This window comes from Neorhizobium huautlense (assembly GCF_030811685.1).
In the GTDB taxonomy this organism is placed as follows: domain Bacteria; phylum Pseudomonadota; class Alphaproteobacteria; order Rhizobiales; family Rhizobiaceae; genus Neorhizobium; species Neorhizobium huautlense_A.
In genome coordinates, this window is record NZ_JAUSRF010000019.1 from 1 (window position 1) to 18,800 (window position 18,800).

An 18,800-nucleotide genomic window follows, 5' to 3' on the forward strand; every position below is an offset into this window, starting at 1 on the left:
CGGTCTTCGAACCAGCAGCGCGGCGGTGGCGGCTCTTCCACGTAATAACGCGGGCCATTATTGCTGTTGGCGATGGCGCCACCGATCAGGCCGCCGATGACACCGGCAGCAAGACCGCCGGCGATAACGCGGCCGTTGTCGCGGTCGCGATGGTGATGACGGCGCGGCGGCGGGCCTCGGCTCAACCGTTCTCGATCATGTGGATATGGATGGGCGTGATCAGGGAAGCGGGCGCTTCGTCGCTGCGGCCGAAATGATGCGCGAAGACTTCGACCGCGGTTTTTACCTCGAACGCCGGGTCCTGATCGATAATGACATCGATCAACCCTTCGCGCAAAAGCTGCCTGCGATCCTCCGTCAGTTCGTGGGTGATGAAGGTGATGTCGTCGCGTCTTCCCAGCGTCCTGATGGCTTTCACCACCGACAAGGCCCCCGCCGATGCATTGTAGATACCCCGGATGTCGTCATTGTTTTTCAGGGCACTGAACACCAGATCGCCGGCCAGTTCCGCCCGCTCGCGACTTTCCAGAACCTCGGCAACCCGGCATGCCGGATAACGCTCACGCAAGACCGCGCGAAAGCCCATTTCGCGCTCCTCATGGCCGATCATGCTGAGCATGCCGGAAATGATCACGACATCGCCTCCCCCCTTGCCCAGCAAACGCCCCATCAGATCACCCGCGACGCGACCGGCGCGCCTGTTGTCCGGCCCGACATAAGCAAAACGGTCAGCGCCTCGCATGTCGGTGACCAGCGTCACGACAGGCTTTCCCGATGCCGTGAACGTGCGCAGTGCGGCGGCCACCTCCTCGTCCTGCGCACTGACGATAGCCAGGCCGTCGCAACACTCCATCAAATGCCGGATCAGGGCCACGGTCGTCTCGGAGCGGCCCGGATCGATATGGTGGATGTTGAACTGCAGATTGAACCGGGAAAACTGCCGGGTCGCCGCCTCGAAGCTGCGCTGAACCGAGGCATGAAACGGGTTTTCGCGAGGCTGCAGCAGCACGGCGATGCGCAGCGTTCTTGCAACGCGCTGATTGAGCGCGCGGTCGATGTTCAGGCGTCGCGCCCATTCGAGGACGCGCCGCTCCTTGTCCTGCGAAACACCGCCGCGATTATTGAGAACACGGTCGACCGTGGACAGGGAAAGGCCCGCCGCTTCCGCAATATCCCTCGCTGTCGCCTTGCTCATCTCACAAACACCTTGAAGAGATCTCTTCAAAAATGAAGTACGACATCATTAGCATATGAGTATTCTTCCGGACAACCGGACGCTTGGGAGACGGCGTTCGACACGGGAGGAAAATCATGATCGAACTCGCTCTGTTCGGTGCGGGGCGGATTGGCCAGGTGCATGCCGCCAATGCCGCAGCGCATCCGTCCATTCGCCTCAAATATATCGTGGACCCGATTGAAAGCGCCGATCGCGACCGCCTTGCAGCGGCAACTGGCGCCGCCATCGTCGATGCCGAAACCGTGTTTTCCGACAGCTCCCTGCCAGGCGTGGTCATTGCCAGCTCGACGGATACACATTCGGATATCCTGCTGCGCTGTGCGCAGACGGGTAAGGCAGTGTTCTGCGAAAAGCCGATCAGCCTGGATTTCGCGACGGTACGGCATGTCGTCGAGCGGGTCGAGACATCCGGCATCCCCTGCCTTCTCGGTTTCCAGCGGCGCTATGACACCAATTTTCGTTTCGTGCGCGACCGTATCGCCAGCGGCGACGCCGGAAAGCTCGAACATGTCGTGATGCATACACGCGACCCGTCGCCGCCACCGCGCGCTTACGTCGAGCGATCCGGCGGCATGTTTCGCGATCAGGCCATCCATGATTTCGACATGGCGCGTTATCTGCTGGGCGAGGAAATCGCCACAGTCTATGCCGTCGGCAATTCGCTGATCGACCCGGACATCGCCGCAGCCGGCGATATCGATACGGCGATGATCACCCTCACCTCCCGTTCCGGCAAATTCGTGCAGATGGTCAATTGCCGGCGGGCGCCCTTCGGTTACGACCAGCGACTGGAAGCGCTTTGCTCGCGTGAAGTGCTTTACGTCGAAAATCGTCCGCAACGGGGCGTCACCATTGCCGATGCCGGCGGTTTCCACTCCTCTCCGCCGATGAACTATTTCATCGAACGTTTCGCCGATGCCTATCGGGCCGAAATGTTCGCATTCGTGGACCTCATCGAGACCGCCCGCGCACCGCTGGCAGGCATACGCGACGGGCTGGAGGCACAACGCCTTGCTGAAGCGGCAATTGCTTCGATGACACGACGGATGCCGATCGACGTCGATGCGAACTGGCAGCCCTGATCGCCGACAAGGAGAAAACCATGACGACAGACACCACATTTCTTCCATCCGGCGTCAGGGTCGCCGTCAGCCCGCTGTCCTGGACGAATGACGTGCTTGAGGATCTGGGCACAGACATATCCGTCGAGACCTGCCTCGACGAGGCTGCCGACGCCGGGTATCAGGGTATGGAACTTGGCCGCAAGTTCCCACGCGAACCGGCCATGCTCATGCCCATGCTGGAGCAGCGCGGCCTTGCTCTTGCCTCCGGCTGGTATTCGGGCAAGCTCGCGGAAACCGCTGTTGCCGACGAGAAGGCTGCGGTTGAAGCCCATGCCGGTTTGCTGCGCGACATGGGCTGCCGGGTGATGGTCTATGGCGAGGTTGCCATGATGGCGCCGGGCGCGCCGCTCGACATGCAGATGTCGGCCAGACGTCTGATGCCTTCATCCGATGTCGGCGGCTATGCCGCACGCCTGACAGAGTTTTCCAGATATCTCGACGGCGAGTTCGGGCTGACACTAGCCTATCACCACCACCTGATGATGGTGGCGGAAACGTTTGACGAGATATCCGCAATCATTGACGCAACCGGACCGCAGGCGGGACTTTTGCTCGATACCGGTCATGCCGTCGGCGGCGGCTTCGATTATACCCGCCTCATCGACCGTTTCGGCGACAGGATCGTCCATATCCACCTGAAGGATGTGCGTGCTCAGGTGATGGCGTCGGTGCGCGCCAAGGACCTGAGCTTCAACGCCGGCGTTCGCGAGGGCATGTTCACCGTGCCCGGCGACGGCACTGTCGATTTTGCACCGATCGCCCGTTTCGTGAAAGCCGGCGGCTATCGCGGCTGGCTGGTGGTGGAAGCCGAACAGGACCCCGCCAAGGCGCCGCCAAAACCGGCAGTGACGCGCGGTTACCTTCACTTGCACGATATTTTCACAGCCTGAACGGATCACGAAGGAAAGACAGATGGTCAGAAAAACGCTCAATATCGGCTTGATCGGTTCCGGCTTCATGGGACAGGCCCATGCCGACGCCTATCGCCGCGCCGGCATGCTGTATCGCGATCTCGCCGCCGTGCCGCATCTTTACATGCTGGCCGACGCCAATGATGACCTGGCTGCAGATGCGGCGAGCCGCTATGGGTTCGAAAAAAGCACCGGCGACTGGCGCAAGCTGATCGAGGACCCAAATGTCGACATCGTCGACATCACCTCTCCCAATGCCATGCACCATGAAATGGCCTTGGCGGCGATTGCCGCCGGCAAGCACGTCTATTGCGAAAAACCGCTTTCGGTGACGCTGGCTGAAGCTGAAGAGATGGCCGAGGCCGCCCGAAGGAAGGGTGTGAAGACGATGGTCGCCTTCAACAACATCAAGACGCCCGCCGCCATGCTTGCCAAGCAGATCATCGATCGCGGCGAGATCGGCCGGCCGATGCGTTTTCGCGGTTGGTTCGATCAGGGTTTCTTCAACGATCCGGAACTGCCGTTCTCATGGCGTTGCACCCGAAGGGAAGCGGGGTCCGGCGCTCTGGGTGATCTTGGAAGCCATGTCATTTCGGTCGCCCAGTATCTGATGGGCGATATAGAGAGCGTGGTCGCGCAAAGCCAGACGTTTTTCCCCACCCGCCCCGTGCCGCAGGGCGGTTCCGGCTATGGCGCCAAGGCCAGTGAGAAGGCGCCACGCGCCACGGTGGAAAACGAGGACCAGATCCAGACGCTCGTCCGTTTCGAGTCCGGGGCCGGCGGCACGATCGAGGCGTCACGTGTCGCGGCCGGCAAGGTCTTTGGTGTTTACTGGGAAGTGTCCGGCACCGAGGGTACGCTGATCATGGACGGCGAACGCTTCAATGAACTGAAGATTTCTCGTTTCAATGATCCGAAACCGGATCGCGGCTTCAAGACGATCCTTGCCGGCAGCCAGGTGCCGCAATTTTCTGCCTTTTTCGGCTTCGATTTTGCAGGCGGGGGGCTCGGGTATTTCGATGTGAAGGTCATCGAGGTGCGTGACCTGATCGAAGGCATCATGCGCGATGCGGACTGCTACCCGAATTTCGAATTCGGCCTTGCCAATGAGCGCATCATCGACGCCATGGAACGCTCGCTGGAAACCGGAAACTGGGAGCAGACTGCGCGCTGACCGCAAGCTTCGAACAAGGAGACTATCGATGTCCTTTCCCACATCCCTGCCGCCATCGCGGCTGGAACCGGCGCAGGATGCTCCACCCTTGCGGTGGGGCATTCTCGGCTCCGGCTGGATCGCCGCCAAATTTACCGAATCCGTCAAGGCACATACGCGACAGGTGATTGCCGCTGTCGGCTCCCGATCGCAGACTTCGGCGGACCGCTTTGCAAACGATTGGAAGATCGAAAAAGCGTATGGCAGCTATGACGCCCTTGTTCAGGCGCCGGATATAGACATCATCTACGTTGCGACGCCGCATGGCGAACATCACCGACATGTGCTTCTGGCCATCGAAGCGGGCAAACATGTACTGGTTGAAAAACCGATGGCGCTGAACCATGCGCAGGCCGCCGAAATGGTGGCTGCCGCCCGCCGCAAGGGCGTGTTTTTCGCCGAGGCGCTATGGACCTATTTCCTGCCGAAGTTCGACGTCATCAGCCAGATATTGGATGCCGGCACGATCGGCGAAATAAGATCGGTCTACACGGAATACGGCGAATACCTGCCACGCGATCACCGCATCTTCGATGCCAGTCTTGCCGGCGGCCCGCTGCTCGATCTCGGCACCTATCCGGTCTCGCTTCTGACAAGACTTCTCGGCGTACCGTCCAGGGTCGTCGGCGTCGCCACGCCCGATCCGGCCGGCGTGAACGGTCAACTGGCTGTCGCGATGATCAATGACCGGGGTGCGCAGGGCACGATGGCGACGACGCTTTACGGCTTCACGCCGACCAATGCGGCAATCGTCGGCTCGAAAGGGTCGATCCGCTTCATCAGCGAGTTCCACCTGCCGGGGTCGTTCGAGGTCTGGTCGCGGGATGGTTCGACGCGACTGACATACGAGGAAGCACGCGGCGCGCATTTCGAAGGCCTCTACCACCAAGCAGCGGGCATCGCCCGCACCATCGCGCAGGGCGGTCTGGAAAGCCCGTGCCGGCCGCTCGACGCGTCACTCGCAACAATGAAGACGCTCGATGCGATCCGTCATGCGCTGCGTATCGATTTCGCCGAGGCAGGTCTTCGGGAATAGAGAAGCTAGGGGGTGGATGTTTCCACCCGCCCCCTGGATAAATCCCATATTCAGTCCTGCGCATCACTTCGGCTTGTCGCGCTCCAGAATCCAGGCATGTGCCGGATCGGGCTCGAACCGCCAAGCTCGACGCGGGCCGGCCATCACGTTCAGGTAATACATCTCATAGCCATGCGGTGCGCCACAGGGATGATGTCCGCGCGGAACGAGCACGACATCATGGTTCTTCACGGCCATGGTTTCGTCCAGCGAGCCGTCATCGGTATAGACGCGCTGGACGCCAAAACCCTGAGCCGGGTTGAGGCGATGATAATAGGTTTCCTCGAGATAGGTGATACGGGGAAAGTCGTCCTCGTCATGACGGTGGCTCGGATAGGACGACCAGTTGCCCGGTGGCGTGAACACCTCCGTTACCAGAAGACTGTCGCAATAATCCTCCGCTTCCATGGCGATATTGTTGATATGGCGCTGGTTCGAACCGATGCCGCGTGGCGTCAGGGTGATGCCGTCGGGGCCGATCCTACGGGCGGGATGCCCTCCTCTGCCGGGTGCAAGGCAAACGCCGATCGTGCAATCGGTCGTGGCACGTGCTTCCCAGCTTTCGCCGTTCGGCACGTAAAGGCAATGCGGCGGCGTCTTTTCGAAGACGTCCATGCGATCACCCAGTTCACCCCAGTCCTTGCCGGCAGCGGTGAACCGGGCCTTGCCCTCCACCATGACCAGAATGGCTTCCGTACCGCCAGTGGCCTCACCGACGGTTTCCCCCTCACGCAACCGATAGAGATTGAAGCCGACATAACGCCAGCCGGCAGATTGCGCTGTGATCTCGTGGACCTTGCCGTGATTGCCAAAAGGTCGGCGCAGAAGATGGCTCATGATCCGCTCCTCGTCTGTTTGAATTTATGTGTTGGCCTTTCGTGTCAGGCCGCAGCCCTGTCCAGCCCCACCTCTCGGGAGATCGTTTTCAGGGCCTTCAACCCCATGCTCTGGTAATGGAACGGCTCGCGCACCGCGCTGTCCTGCTCCGCCTCGATCACTAGCCATCCCGAATACCGATGCGCGGCCGCCACCTTCAATACGGATGCGAAATCAACGCAACCTTCGAGGTCTCCCGGTACCGTGAAGACACCGCGGCGCACGCCCTCGATAAAGGACAGGTTTTCGGACCGCACCTGTTTCATGATCTCGGGGCGGATGTTCTTGGCATGGATATGGGTCACCCGGTCCATGTATTTTTCCGCTACCTCCTGGGGGTTCGCACCGCCGAACGTGCAATGGCCGGTATCGAGAAGAAGTCGGGTATGAGGGCCGGCCATATCCATGAAACGGTCGATATCGGCGGCACTTTCGATGATCGTGCCCATGTGGTGGTGATAGCCCATCCTGACGCCCTGATCGGCAGCGTATTTCGACAGCTCTTCGTAGCCTTCGGAAAAACGCGTCCACTGCGCATCCGTCATGATCGGTCGGTTGTTCACGGGCGTACCGTCGCTGCCATGCACGGTGTTGGAGCATTCGCACACGTTGATATGATCGCCATCTGCCGCGCGGGTCATGTCGATGAATTTTTGCAAGGCGACCTTTTCGGAAGCGACGTCGTTGACGAGCAGATTGGTCGAATGCCAGCCGCCGACGAAGCGCAGTCCGAATTCACCCAGCTTCGCCTTCAGCGCACCACCTTCGTCGGGCATCTTGTGGCCCTTCTCGATGCCGTCGAAGCCGATTTTCCGGCAATCCGAAAGGCAGTCCTCAAGGGTCAGATGCGCGCCGATCGTGTGATCGTCGTCATTGGACCATGCGATGGGGTTGGTTCCATAAAGTATCATGATCTTATCCTTCGGGCTTCTGCCACAGGGTTCAATTGATGCGCTGGCGGGCGACATTCGCCTCGTAATGCGCGCGGGCCTGTTTCAGTTTTTCGGTTGTGCCGACTTCAGGCACGGCAACATCCCACCAGCCACCGCCGATGCCGGCACCGGTCAGAGCTTCCGTGTCGATGACGATCACCGTCGGGATATCTCGATCGCGAGCGGTCACGAGCGCCGCCTCAAGCCCCGCGATACCGGAAACCTTGAGAGCATGAGCGCCCATCGAAGCCGCATGCGCCGCGAAATCGATTTCGGGCTGCACCTCGATATTGCTGTCCTTGTACATGTTGTTGAACTCGGCGCCGCCGCATTCCTGCTGCAGGCGGTTGATGCAGCCGTAACCGCGATTGTCGGTGAGAACGATGGTGAACGGCACGCGCATCATCACCGCTGTGGCAAGTTCGGAATTGGCCATCATGTAACTGCCATCGCCAACGAAGCAGATGACCTCTTTTTCCGGAGCCGCGAGCTTGATGCCGAATGCACCCGCAACCTCGTAGCCCATGCAGGAATAACCATATTCCATGTGGTAGCCACTCGCTGCCGCACGCCACAGAACCTGCAACGCACCGGGCATGGTGCCGGCCGCACACATGGCGACGGTGTTTTCCCCTGCCTGACGCAGGACAGCGCCGATCACATGGGCATCCGACGGCAGGAAGTTTGCGCCTTCCTGTGCCGGCGCGGCAAGGGCCTCGTCCGAAAGTTTGAACCAGGCATCGCGCGCGGCGAAATCCGGGTCGGCATAGCGGTGATTGCCGAGACTGATCGACAGCCGCGTCAGCGCCACACGGGCATCGCAGACAAGCGGAATGGCGCCATGTTTTGCGGCGTCATACCCTGCCAGATTGATCGAAATCAGCTTGCGCGCCGGATTGGCAAACGCGGTCCAGCTGCCGGTGGTGAAATCCTGGAAACGGGTGCCGATGCCCAGGATGAGATCGGCGCTGGCGGCGATCCTATTGCCGCAATCGGTGCCGGTCACGCCCGGAGATCCGAAATTCAGCTTTTCCTTCCAATCGACGGCGCCCTTGCCGGCCTGGGTTTCCACAATCGCGATGTTGTGCGCCTTGGCAAAGTTCAGCAGTTCCCGCTCGGCGCCGGAATAAAGCACGCCGCCACCGGCGACGATGACCGGATTGCGCGCCGCCTTCAATGCCGCGACGACATCGTCGATCTCGCGCGGATCCGGCTCCAGCCGGCGAATACGCCACGTCTTTTCCTCAAAGAAGCTTTGCGGCCAGTCATAGGCTTCCGCCTGGACATCCTGGCAGAAGGCAAGCGTGACGGGACCGCAATTGGCCGGATCGGTCATGACCTGCATGGCCCGAGGCAAGGCTGTCAGAAGATGTTCCGGGCGCGTGATCCTGTCGAAATAGCGGCTGACCGGGCGGAAGCAATCCGTCACCGTCATGGTGCCGTCATCGAAATCCTCGATCTGCTGCAAAACCGGGTCGGGGCGGCGATTGGCAAAAACATCGCCGGGAATGAGCAGGACAGGCAAGCGGTTGACATGGGCAAGTGCTGCGGCCGTGACCATGTTGGTGGCACCGGGCCCGATCGACGAGGTGACCGCCATCGCCTTGCGCCGGCGGCGGGTCTTGGCATAGGCGATCGCCGCGTGTGCCATTGTCTGCTCGTTCTGGCCGCGCCAGGTGGGCAATCTGTCCTGAATGCCATGCAGGGCTTCGCCGATACCGGCAACATTGCCATGGCCGAAGATCGCCCATACACCCTCGATGAAACGCTCGCCATCCTCGTTCATCTGAACGGACAGCCAGCGGAACATGGCCTGCGCTGCGGTGAGCCGAATTGTCTCTGTCATTTCCTGTATTCTCCTCCCTGCCGGATCAAACCGCGACAGCCTTGTTACCTGCGGCGCGCGCCTCGTCCCAGATGGTGCAAAGGCGGCGGTATCGATCCTCCATGTCCTTGATGGCGTCACTGTCGCTGAGCGAGCCGGCCAGCCAGTTCCTGGCGGCGGAGCCGAAAATCGTGCGGCCGACGGCAAACCCCTTGACCAGCGGATAGGCCGCCGCAACAGCGAAGCTTGCCGCCAGTTCGGCTTCCGGTGCATCCAGTCCCAGCACGACGATACCGCGGGTGTTCGGGTCGTTGTCGTTGATCGCGGCACAGGTTTTTTCCCAGGCCATGGCACTGACCATCGGCTCCAGCTTCCACCAGTCCGGGTAGATGCCGATCTCGTAAAAACGCCGGATCAGCATCGCGGTCGTATCGTCATCGACGGGGCCGACCTTCGACGGGATGACCTCGAGCAGAAATTCGAGCCGGTTGCGGCGGGCGCATGCAAACAGCCGGCTGATGGTCGCTTCCTGTTCTGCCCGCATCTCGGCGCTGTCGTCCGGATGGCAGAAGCACAGGACCTTGACGACGTTTTCAAGCGCCCATTCGCCGAGCCCGCCATAATCGGCTCCCAGTTCCGGTTCGAGCGTCAGCGGCCGCGATCCCGGCCACTCGACCGGCCTTCCGATCCACAGGCCCGTGCCGGATGCAGCGTGCAGCGCCTGACGGCCAAGGCGATTGTCGCACAGGATGCCATAACCCGGCCCACCGGCCTGAACATTGAGCGCCGCCTGCAGGCAAAGTTTCTTGAACTCTCCGATTTTTTCGGCCGTCGCACCTTCCATGGCTTCCAGCTGCATACGGTGGTCGAAGGCGAAAACACGCATCGTCGACCAGTCATTATGGCGGTTTGTCGCCCAATGGATTTGCTCAAGTTCCGCATCCTTGCGCAATGCCCTGTCTTTCACACCGCGCTGCAGGAAAAACTCCAGTTCCTGAAGAGATGGGTATGCGGGTGTGCATCCATGCCGGCTGACGGCGAAGGCACCGCAGGCATTGGCATATTCCAGCGCGCGCGGCCATGGCGCGTCCTCGAGCCAGCCCTTGATCAGGCCGGACATGAAACCATCGCCGGCACCAAGCACGTTAAAAACCTCGATCGGAAATCCGGGGCCGCTTTCGCCGTCATCGAGGCTGTCCGGGATCGCGCCCGTGAATGCCACAGCACCGGCCGCGCCACGCTTGCATACCAGCGTGGCCGAAGACACGGCGCGGACAGCCCGAAGTGCGGCGATCGTGTCGGTCGATCCGCCGGCGATGTGAAATTCCTCTTCCGTCCCGACGATCAGATCGAAGAGATGAAGATGGCTCTGCAGCTTGGCGGTGACGTGACCGCTTTCGATGAAACGGCTTTCGCCGTCGCCATGGCCGGCAAGACCCCACAGATTGGGCCGGTAATCGATATCGAGGCCGATGCGCGCGCCGTGCCGGCGCCCCAGACGGATTGCCTTCACAACGGCGCTTTCGGTCCGGGGATGGCTCAGATGTGTTCCGGTGACGACGACAGATCGGCTTTCGGCCACGAAGGCCTCATCGATATCGTCGTCACAAAGCGCCATGTCGGCGCAGTTTTCACGGTAGAAGATCAACGGAAACCGTTCTTCGTCACGGATACCGAGCAGAACCAGCGCCGTAAGCCTCTCGCTGTCGGTGCGGACCCCCCTGACATCGACACCTTCTTTCTGCAACTCCTCCCGGATGAAGCGGCCCATGTGTTCGTCGCCGACGCGCGTGATCAGCGCCGAGCGCAACCCAAGCCTCGCCGTTCCGGCGGCCATGTTGGTCGGGGAGCCGCCGATATATTTCTGGAACGAGCCCATATCTTCAAGCCGGCCACCGACCTGCCCGCCGTAGAGATCCACGGACGAGCGACCGATCGTGATAACATCCAGTGTTTTTGCCATTTCACTCCTCCGGCTTGCCGGCAGACATTCATTGATCGGCGCCCGCAGCGGGCTGCGGGCGCATTCACTCAGATCGACTTTCCGATATGCGCGATACTGTCCCTGACAGCCGCGACCGGGTCCTCCAGCGCGTGCACTTCGGCGGCGAATGGTTCGAAGCTGTAGGGGCCGGTATAACCGGCGTCGTTCAGAGCCTTGATCTGCCCGGCATTTTCCAGGCGGTCGGCGTCATCGACGAGAACACGATGTGCATCGAGCATGTCATCCACGGCGACGGCCGGATCGACCACGCCCGAAATGTGAACGAGGCCGGTCTGTTGCGGGAAGAACTCGGTTTCGCCTGCCAGATGATGATGGAACGTGTCGTGCACCAGCTTGTATGTGCTGCCGCCTCCGGCAGCCTCGATAGCACGCAGCGCCTCCTTCTTGGTACGCAGCGACGAGATGGGAAACCCGAGAGGCTCAACCAGACCGGTCAGCCCGCGCTCGTCGAGGATCGGCTTCATCGCCTTGAGCGCCGTCACGAGGTCGTCGAAAGAGATTTTTCTGCCGTCGTTAAGGGGGCACATGACCAGAGCCTCGGCACCGCTCGCCGCCGCATAATCGGCAAGCGCCGCAGCCCGATCCGGCAGATCGCCGGACCAGACATTGAACGGATAAAGCGCATTGATCGAAATGATCTTCACGCCGGCCTTTGCTGCGGCCTGCTTCACCGCCTCGGGCGAGACGGTACCGACGATGTCGGGAAGATCGTTGCGGATTTCGACTTCCGTCAGACCGAGAGACTTGGCGGCATCGAAAAATTCCTCGAGCGACAGTTTCGGCGCGGTAATGTGGTTGATCGCAAAACGCATGACGGACCTCAGTTATAAAGCGACGGACGCGTCGGAAGATTGATGGCGACAGCATCGCCCTCGCTGTCCTGAGCGGTGACGCAGGCATCGGACGTGATTGCCGCGACATAACCGTCCCAGGAGGTCGGGCCGGAAGCCGTACCCTTGGCAGCCGCGTGGATGAAGTCCTGCAGCTCGACATCGTAGCTCGCGATGAAACGATCCTTCCAGTCCGTCAGGATCTCGTTCTGCAGTTTGGCACCGAGACGCATCTGGATGGCCATCGGCTCGGGCAGCCGGGCAATACCGTCCTCGCCGACGACTTCGCACTGGATGTCGTAGCCGTAGTGGCAATTCACAAAAACCTCGACATTGATGATCGTGCCCTTGGCGGTCTCAAGAATAACGATCTGGGGATCCTTGAGTTTTGCGTGGCTGCGCGCCGACGAGCGCGGGAAAAGCACGCGGGCCGAGACGTAGTCATCATTCAAAAGCCAGCGAAACACATCGATTTCGTGGATCAGCGTGTCGTGGATCGCCATCGGCGTCACGTACTGTTCGGGCACCGTCGGGTTGCGGTGGGCGGCGTGAACCATGATAGGCGCGCCGATCTTGCTGTCCACGGCCTGCTTCAGGGCTACATAGCCGGCATCGTAACGACGCATGAAACCGACCTGTACGAGGCGCTTTCCGTGGCTGACTTCGGCATCGACGATGCGTTTTGCGCCATCGGCGGTGGTCGCCAGAGGCTTTTCGCAGAAGCACGGCTTGCCGGCGGCGATGGCCGCGAGCACGTATTGTTCGTGCGTGGCGCCCCAGGACGTGACGAGCACGGCGTCGACATCCGACGATGCGATCAGCTCCTCACCGGTATCGTAAACCTTCGCATCCGGTGCGATGTCCTGCCTCACGGCTTCGGCCGAAGCCTTGTTGACATCGCTGAGCGCGACGATTTTCGCACCGCCCAAAACATGGTTGATGCGGCGTGCGTGGTCCCGGCCGATGGCGCCGGTGCCGATGACACCAATTCTCACAGTCATGGAGAGTTCCTCAATTCCAGTATTTGTTGATGTAACGTTTTGTTTCGCTGAGCATGAAGCGGGCGCTATCTTCGGCGCGGTCTTCCCAGGCGAACACGCAGTTCGAAAGAACGCCGTCGAATTTCATCTCGGCGAGCGTGGAAAAGAACGTTTCCCAGTCGATTTCTCCCTGACCGAAGTCCGTATGCTGGTGCACCCGTACTTTTGAGCCTGGCGGATTGACGATGTATCGCAACTGGGAGGACTTGTTGTGATCGTAGGTATCGGCCAGACGAACATGAACGAGATGGCCTTCTGTTGCCCGCAGGTTGGCGACCATGTCCGGGCCATAGAAGAAGGTATGGGGGGCAATGAAGGAAGCCTTCACAGCCTTCGAGTTGATGGTTTTGATAATGTCGATGGCCGGAGCGATTTCCTCGACCCAGTCTTCCGGATGCGCTTCGAGAGACAGGATGATGCCTTCCCGTTCAAGAATCGGCACCAATATGTCCATCGCCTTGAAGAACTGTCCCTCGCATGTTTCCGGCCGGTGAAGACCTGACCGATCATTCAGGCTCCGGTCAGGAGACCCGCCTCTTCCAAATTCGGAAACGAGCATCGGGCATTCCATTTCGACGGCAATCTCGATGGCGCGCTTCCAATTTTCGATGGCCATCTCCCATTCGTCCACGTATGGGCTGGACCAGCGATACATGGGCTGTAACGTCGCCAGCCCCAGACCGTGATCTTTCAGGGCCTTTTTGAAGCTGGCTACACGCTCCGGGTAAACCTTGGGCCGTGTCCACCAGGACAGGAAATCGGGGCGGGGAGACAGCTCCACGAAATCATAACCCAGTTCTGCCGTCTTCCTGCATGTATCCTCAAGCGACAGGTGCCTGATCATGTGGGGATCAAGAGCGTGTTTCATAAATACCTCCAGTAGATTTTTCCGTGCGTGGTATGCGCATCAGCCGGACGGAACCGACGCAGTAGTACCGCTGCCTATTTGTCGTAACTGGCCATGTTTTCCGGGGTGACGAGTTCGAACGGCACCCAGAGCGTCTGCTCGGTATCTTCGCCGGCGGCCATTTTCACCGCGGTCTGAACGGCGACCTCGCCCTGCTTCGTGGCATTCTGGAAAACAGTAATATCGAGGTCACCGGCCTTCATGGCGGCAATGCCATCCGGCGTGGCATCGATGCCGGCGATGACGACATCCTTCATCGAAATGCCTCCAGCCTTGAGAGCCTGCGCTGCGCCGATCGCCATTTCGTCATTGTTGGCGATCACCGCATCGAACTTCAGGCCGGCCGTCATCCAGGACGACACCAGATCCTGGGCCTGGGTGCGGTTCCAGTTCGCTGTCTGCTTTTCGAGGATCTCGATATTGCAATCGGGCTTGGCGAAATTATCCTCGACATCCTTGGTGCGAACGAGCGCGGCATGGTTTTCGAGCGGTCCCATGAGGATGACCGCCTTGCCCTTGCCGCCCATCAGCTTGCAGGCAGCCTGCGCTTCCATGGTGCCGGACTGACGCTCGTCGGAACCGACAAAGGCCGTGCCCTTGGTCATGCCGCTGTCCAGCTCGGCAGGCGGATGATTGACATAGACCAGAGGAATGCCGGCATCGGAAGCAGCGCGGGTAATGGCGGCCGTCGCATCGCCGTCGACGGCGTTGACGATGATGGCGCTGACACCGTTGGCGATGAAGTTCTGCACCTGGTTGAGCTGCTTGGACGGATCGAGCTGGGCATCCTCGGCCAGCAGCTCGACCGTTCCGGCCTTTGCCGCCTCGCCGCGCATCCCATTCAGGAGAATGGTCAGGAACGGATTGTCGAAAGAGGTCATGCTTACGCCGACACGCGTCTGGGCCATTGCGGGCACTGCGAGAAGGCAAAGCGCGGTCGTCATCAGAAACTGTTTCATGACAGTCCTCACGGAGTTGATAGTCTGTATCTGTAGTTGTCAGGCGATTGACGGTGATCGGTCGTGTTTGACGATCAGGTCGTCTTCACCCGCTTGCGCTGCCTGTAAACGTCGGCGACGACGGCCGCGACGATGATCGCTCCCTTGAGCATTTCCTGGTAATAGGCATCCAGGCGCAGGAACGTGAAGCCGGAGATGATGACCCCGAAGATGATCATTCCGATCATCGTTCCGAGGATCGATCCGCGACCACCGGCCAGCGACACGCCGCCGATGACGGCCATGGCGATCGCATCCAGTTCATACATGGTGCCCATGCCTGCCTGCGCCGTCAGGCCGCGGGCGGCGACGACGATGCCGGCGAGACCGGAAAGGATGCCGGCAACGGCATAGATCTTGACGGTGTGGCGCTCGACATTGATGCCGGACACGCGGGCGGCCTGCGGGTTGGCACCGATCGCATAGGTGAACTTGCCATAGCGGGTATAACGCAGCACGACATGCAGCAGCGCCGCGACACCGAGAAAGATGAAGACCGGATTGAGGCCCTGGCCGAGTGCTGCAAAACCATCGGTGGGGAAGCTGATCGGCTGGCCCTTGGTGTACCATTTGGCGAAACCGCGGGCGGCGACCATCATGCCAAGCGTAGCGATGAATGGCGGGATTTTGGTATAGGCGATCAAAAGCCCGTTTATGAGGCCACAGGCCAACCCGATCAGCAGGCCGACGATGATCGGCACGATGACCGGCAGGTCAGTCAGCCCGGGGTAAACCGCGCGAGGGAAGGTACCGACCTGCGCAAGGCTCATGGCGATCATGGCGGTCGCACCGACGATCGAGCCGGAACTGAGGTCGATACCGCCGGATATGATCACCTGCGTCACGCCGATGGCGATGATGCCGATGACCGACACCTGCAGGATCATGATCGACAGGCGTTGCGTATTGCCGAGAAAGCTCTGTCCCTGCAGGATCCAGCCGAGGATTTCGAATGTCAGCGAAATGCCGACAAGCACGAGAAGAATGTTCACCTCGGAAGGCAATTTGCGCCTCGATCGGGCGGCGGGGGCTGCGGTCTGTGTGGCGGTATTCATTGTCTTGTCTTTCCTCCCAGGGCCCCGACGTCAGCGTGCGGCCAGGTTCATGATCTTGACCTGATCGGCCTCGGCCCGGTCCAGGAAACCGGAAACGTGCCCTTCATGCATGACCATGATGCGATCGCTCATGCCGAGAACCTCCGGCATTTCGGATGAGATCATCAGGACGGCGACGCCTTCGGCCGCGAGCCCGGTGATCAAACGGTGAATTTCAGCCTTGGCGCCGACATCGATGCCGCGTGTCGGCTCGTCGAGGATCAGGATGCGTGGCTTGGTCAGCAGCCAGCGCGCAATCAGCAGCTTCTGCTGGTTGCCGCCTGACAGGTTCTGGACCGTCTCGTGAAGGTTCGGGGTCTTGACCCGCAACCTTGCCGCCATGTCCTCGGCCAGCAGCGTCACCGTCTTCTGCTCGACGAAACCGGCGCGCACATGCGATCGCGTGATCAGCGCCGACTGAATGTTTTCAAGGCAATCGAGCGACAGGAAACAACCGGATTCCTTGCGGTCCTCGGTCAGGAACGCAAGCCCATGGGCCATGGCCGTATTCGGGCTGTCCATGTTGACGGCCTGCCCGTCGATGAGAATTTCGCCGGAGCTGGCAGGCGACACGCCGAACAGCGCCTCCGCCACGTTCGATCGCTTCGAGCCCACCAGCCCGGCGACACCGAGAATTTCCCCGCGCCGCAGCGTGAAGGAAATGTCGTGAAACACGCCGGTCTTGTTGAGGTTCTTGACTTCCAGAATAACATCGCCGATCGGGCACTCGACCTTGGGGAACATGTCCTTGATTTCCCGGCCGACCATCATGCGGATGATGTCGTCCCGGGTGACGTCCTTGGAGGCATGCGTGCCGATATACTTTCCGTCACGAAACACCGTGAACTCGTCGGCGATCTCGAAAAGCTCGTTCATCTTGTGCGTGATGTAGACGATGCCGATCCGCCGCGATTTCAGATCCCGGATGATCGTGAACAGGTGCTCGACTTCGCGGTCGGTCAGAGCCGAGGTAGGTTCGTCCATGATCAGGATGGAAGATTCGTAGCTGACGGCCCTGGCGATCTCGACCATCTGTTTCTGCGCCACGGTCAGTTCCGAGACCTGCGACCAGGGGTCGAGCTTGATGTTCAGGCGCGCGAACAGATCATCCGTCATCTGCGCCATCTTGGCGTGGTCGATGAGACCAAAGCGATTACGAGGCTCGCGACGGATCCAGATGTTTTCGGCAACCGTCATCCAGTTCATCAGGGCCAATTCCTGATGGATCATGGCGACGCCCTGTTCGAGGGCATCGAGCGGCGACTTGAGCGTGACCGGCTCGCCACGCAGCCTGATTTCACCGGCATCCGGCTGATAGACACCGGCGATGATCTTCATCAGTGTCGATTTGCCGGCACCGTTCTCACCCATCAGGGCATGGACAGTTCCGGGACGGACCCGCAGCCTGACATCGTCGAGCGCAACGACGCCCGGAAATTCCTTGCGGATACCCTCGATCGCCAAAATACCGTCGGCATCCGTCGCATCGAGTGTGCGCCTGATCGCCGCAGCTGTAGAAGGGCTAATCATCTAAACATTCCTCCAAGACAGGCAAAGGAGGCAGGCGAAACCCGCCTCCTTCGATGATGCTACAGGTCAGTTCTTGGCCTGATAGGTCTTGAGGTTTTCCGGCGTGACGAGCTCGAAAGGCACGAAAACCTTCTTTTCGATCTGCTCGCCCTTGGCGATCTTGAGGGCAGCATCGACCGCGCCCTTGCCCTGACCGGCAGCGTTCTGGAAGACCGACACATCGAGATCACCGGCGCTCATGGCCGCCAATGCATCCTGTGTTGCGTCGATGCCGGCAACGATCACGTCCTTCATGGACATCCCGGAGGTTTTCAGGGCTTGAATGGCGCCGATCGCCATTTCGTCATTGTTGGAGATGACGGCATCGAACCTGACACCAGCCGAAAGCCAGTTGGTCATCAGGTCGGCTCCCTGCGTGCGCGACCAGTTTGCCGTCTGTTCCTCAACGATCTTGATGAAGCTGCATTCCGGCGTGGCAATGACATCCTTGATATCCTGGGTGCGCATGCGCGCCGCCTGGTTGGACAACTCGCCCATCATCACGACCGCACTTGCCTCCGTCTTGCCGGCTGCCTTCAGAAGACGGCAGACTTCCTTGGTCTGAAGCGTGCCGGATTCCTTTTCGTCCGAAGCGACAAAGGCCTGTTTTTCGGGCAAGGTATCGACATTCACCGGCTGGCGGTTGACATAAACGAGCGGAATTCCGGCGGCAGCGGCGGCCTGCGAAAGAGCGACCGTCGCATCCGTATCAACCGGATTGACGATGATCGCATCGACCCCACCGGCGATGAAATTCTGGACCTGGCTAAGCTGCTTGCTGACGTCGTTCTGCGCGTCCTCGATCTGCAGCGTAACGCCGTCCATGCTTTTCGAATAATCGATCATGCCGTTGCGCAGGACCGTCAGGAAATTGTCGTCGAACAGCGCCATCGACACACCGACAGTCTGCGCAGACGCGGATGTCGCCATCATGGTTGCAAACGCTGCTGCTATGAGATGTTTTTTCATGCCAAACCCTCCCAGGGAATGCGCGGTGCATGACGCTTGTTCCTTATTGTCGGCAAGCGGCACCGTGCAGAAACAAAATCATCCGCAGCAACCGAACATGCGGGTGCCGCCGATATTGCATTTCATTTTGTCAGTTGAGAGCGGTGACCTCCTACTTTCACCGCCGCAGGCAGACAATTCCTCATGGCTCGGCAG

The 18,800-nt window shown here is 60.2% G+C and carries 16 protein-coding genes and 1 pseudogene; 4 read left to right on the forward strand and 13 right to left on the reverse strand.

The features are described from left to right. A pseudogene (locus tag J2T09_RS22275) lies at window positions 1-185 on the reverse strand (hypothetical protein); the annotation flags it as partial. Further along, window positions 182-1,195, reverse strand: coding sequence for a LacI family DNA-binding transcriptional regulator (locus J2T09_RS22280; protein WP_306838684.1), 1,014 nt, complete (start codon window positions 1,193-1,195; stop codon window positions 182-184). The gene J2T09_RS22280 and the pseudogene J2T09_RS22275, both read right to left, overlap by 4 nt. A 116-nt stretch (window positions 1,196-1,311) precedes the next feature. Between J2T09_RS22280 and iolG the strand changes: the two genes are divergently transcribed. The 4 genes from iolG to J2T09_RS22300 are packed head-to-tail and all read left to right on the forward strand — an operon-like array spanning window position 1,312 to window position 5,521. Beyond that, window positions 1,312-2,319: an inositol 2-dehydrogenase gene (iolG, locus tag J2T09_RS22285; RefSeq protein WP_306838686.1), complete on the forward strand. Its 1,008-nt coding sequence runs from the start codon at window positions 1,312-1,314 to the stop codon at window positions 2,317-2,319. Between the two features lie 20 nt (window positions 2,320-2,339). Beyond that, window positions 2,340-3,251, forward strand: a complete 912-nt coding sequence (gene iolE / locus J2T09_RS22290; RefSeq protein WP_306838688.1) for a myo-inosose-2 dehydratase — start codon at window positions 2,340-2,342, stop codon at window positions 3,249-3,251. 22 nt (window positions 3,252-3,273) lie between these two features. Continuing rightward, a complete protein-coding gene (locus J2T09_RS22295) occupies window positions 3,274-4,446 on the forward strand; it encodes a Gfo/Idh/MocA family protein (protein WP_306838690.1) in 1,173 nt (390 codons plus the stop codon). Between the two features lie 28 nt (window positions 4,447-4,474). After that, window positions 4,475-5,521, forward strand: a complete 1,047-nt coding sequence (locus J2T09_RS22300) for a Gfo/Idh/MocA family protein (RefSeq protein ID WP_306838693.1) — start codon at window positions 4,475-4,477, stop codon at window positions 5,519-5,521. Window positions 5,522-5,584: 63 nt separating this feature from the next. Here J2T09_RS22300 and iolB read toward each other — a convergent pair whose 3' ends face one another. From iolB to J2T09_RS22355, 11 genes are all read right to left on the reverse strand, one after another. Continuing rightward, window positions 5,585-6,397 (reverse strand): 5-deoxy-glucuronate isomerase, encoded by an 813-nt coding sequence (gene iolB / locus J2T09_RS22305; RefSeq protein WP_306838695.1) that lies wholly within the window; start codon window positions 6,395-6,397, stop codon window positions 5,585-5,587. Between the two features lie 44 nt (window positions 6,398-6,441). After that, complete coding sequence (gene iolE / locus J2T09_RS22310; protein WP_306838696.1) at window positions 6,442-7,347, reverse strand: myo-inosose-2 dehydratase; 906 nt, start codon at window positions 7,345-7,347, stop codon at window positions 6,442-6,444. Between the two features lie 31 nt (window positions 7,348-7,378). Further along, a complete protein-coding gene (gene iolD / locus J2T09_RS22315; protein ID WP_306838698.1) occupies window positions 7,379-9,214 on the reverse strand; it encodes a 3D-(3,5/4)-trihydroxycyclohexane-1,2-dione acylhydrolase (decyclizing) in 1,836 nt (611 codons plus the stop codon). Window positions 9,215-9,239: 25 nt separating this feature from the next. Then, window positions 9,240-11,156: a bifunctional 5-dehydro-2-deoxygluconokinase/5-dehydro-2-deoxyphosphogluconate aldolase gene (locus J2T09_RS22320; RefSeq protein WP_306838702.1), complete on the reverse strand. Its 1,917-nt coding sequence runs from the start codon at window positions 11,154-11,156 to the stop codon at window positions 9,240-9,242. Window positions 11,157-11,224: 68 nt separating this feature from the next. After that, window positions 11,225-12,010, reverse strand: coding sequence for a TIM barrel protein (locus J2T09_RS22325; RefSeq protein ID WP_306838705.1), 786 nt, complete (start codon window positions 12,008-12,010; stop codon window positions 11,225-11,227). A gap of 8 nt (window positions 12,011-12,018) precedes the next feature. Next, entirely contained in the window at window positions 12,019-13,029 is a 1,011-nt protein-coding gene (locus J2T09_RS22330; RefSeq protein WP_306838707.1) for a Gfo/Idh/MocA family protein, read from the reverse strand. 10 nt (window positions 13,030-13,039) lie between these two features. Continuing rightward, window positions 13,040-13,936 (reverse strand): sugar phosphate isomerase/epimerase family protein, encoded by an 897-nt coding sequence (locus J2T09_RS22335; RefSeq protein WP_306838709.1) that lies wholly within the window; start codon window positions 13,934-13,936, stop codon window positions 13,040-13,042. 74 nt (window positions 13,937-14,010) lie between these two features. After that, window positions 14,011-14,934: a sugar ABC transporter substrate-binding protein gene (locus J2T09_RS22340; RefSeq protein ID WP_306838711.1), complete on the reverse strand. Its 924-nt coding sequence runs from the start codon at window positions 14,932-14,934 to the stop codon at window positions 14,011-14,013. 74 nt (window positions 14,935-15,008) lie between these two features. Continuing rightward, a complete protein-coding gene (locus J2T09_RS22345) occupies window positions 15,009-16,028 on the reverse strand; it encodes an ABC transporter permease (protein WP_306838713.1) in 1,020 nt (339 codons plus the stop codon). A gap of 30 nt (window positions 16,029-16,058) precedes the next feature. Next, window positions 16,059-17,597, reverse strand: a complete 1,539-nt coding sequence (locus J2T09_RS22350) for a sugar ABC transporter ATP-binding protein (protein WP_306838716.1) — start codon at window positions 17,595-17,597, stop codon at window positions 16,059-16,061. 66 nt (window positions 17,598-17,663) lie between these two features. Beyond that, window positions 17,664-18,605 carry a sugar ABC transporter substrate-binding protein gene (locus J2T09_RS22355; protein WP_306838718.1) on the reverse strand — a complete coding sequence of 314 codons (942 nt, stop codon included), beginning with the start codon at window positions 18,603-18,605 and terminating at the stop codon, window positions 17,664-17,666. Window positions 18,606-18,800: the final 195 nt, after the last annotated feature.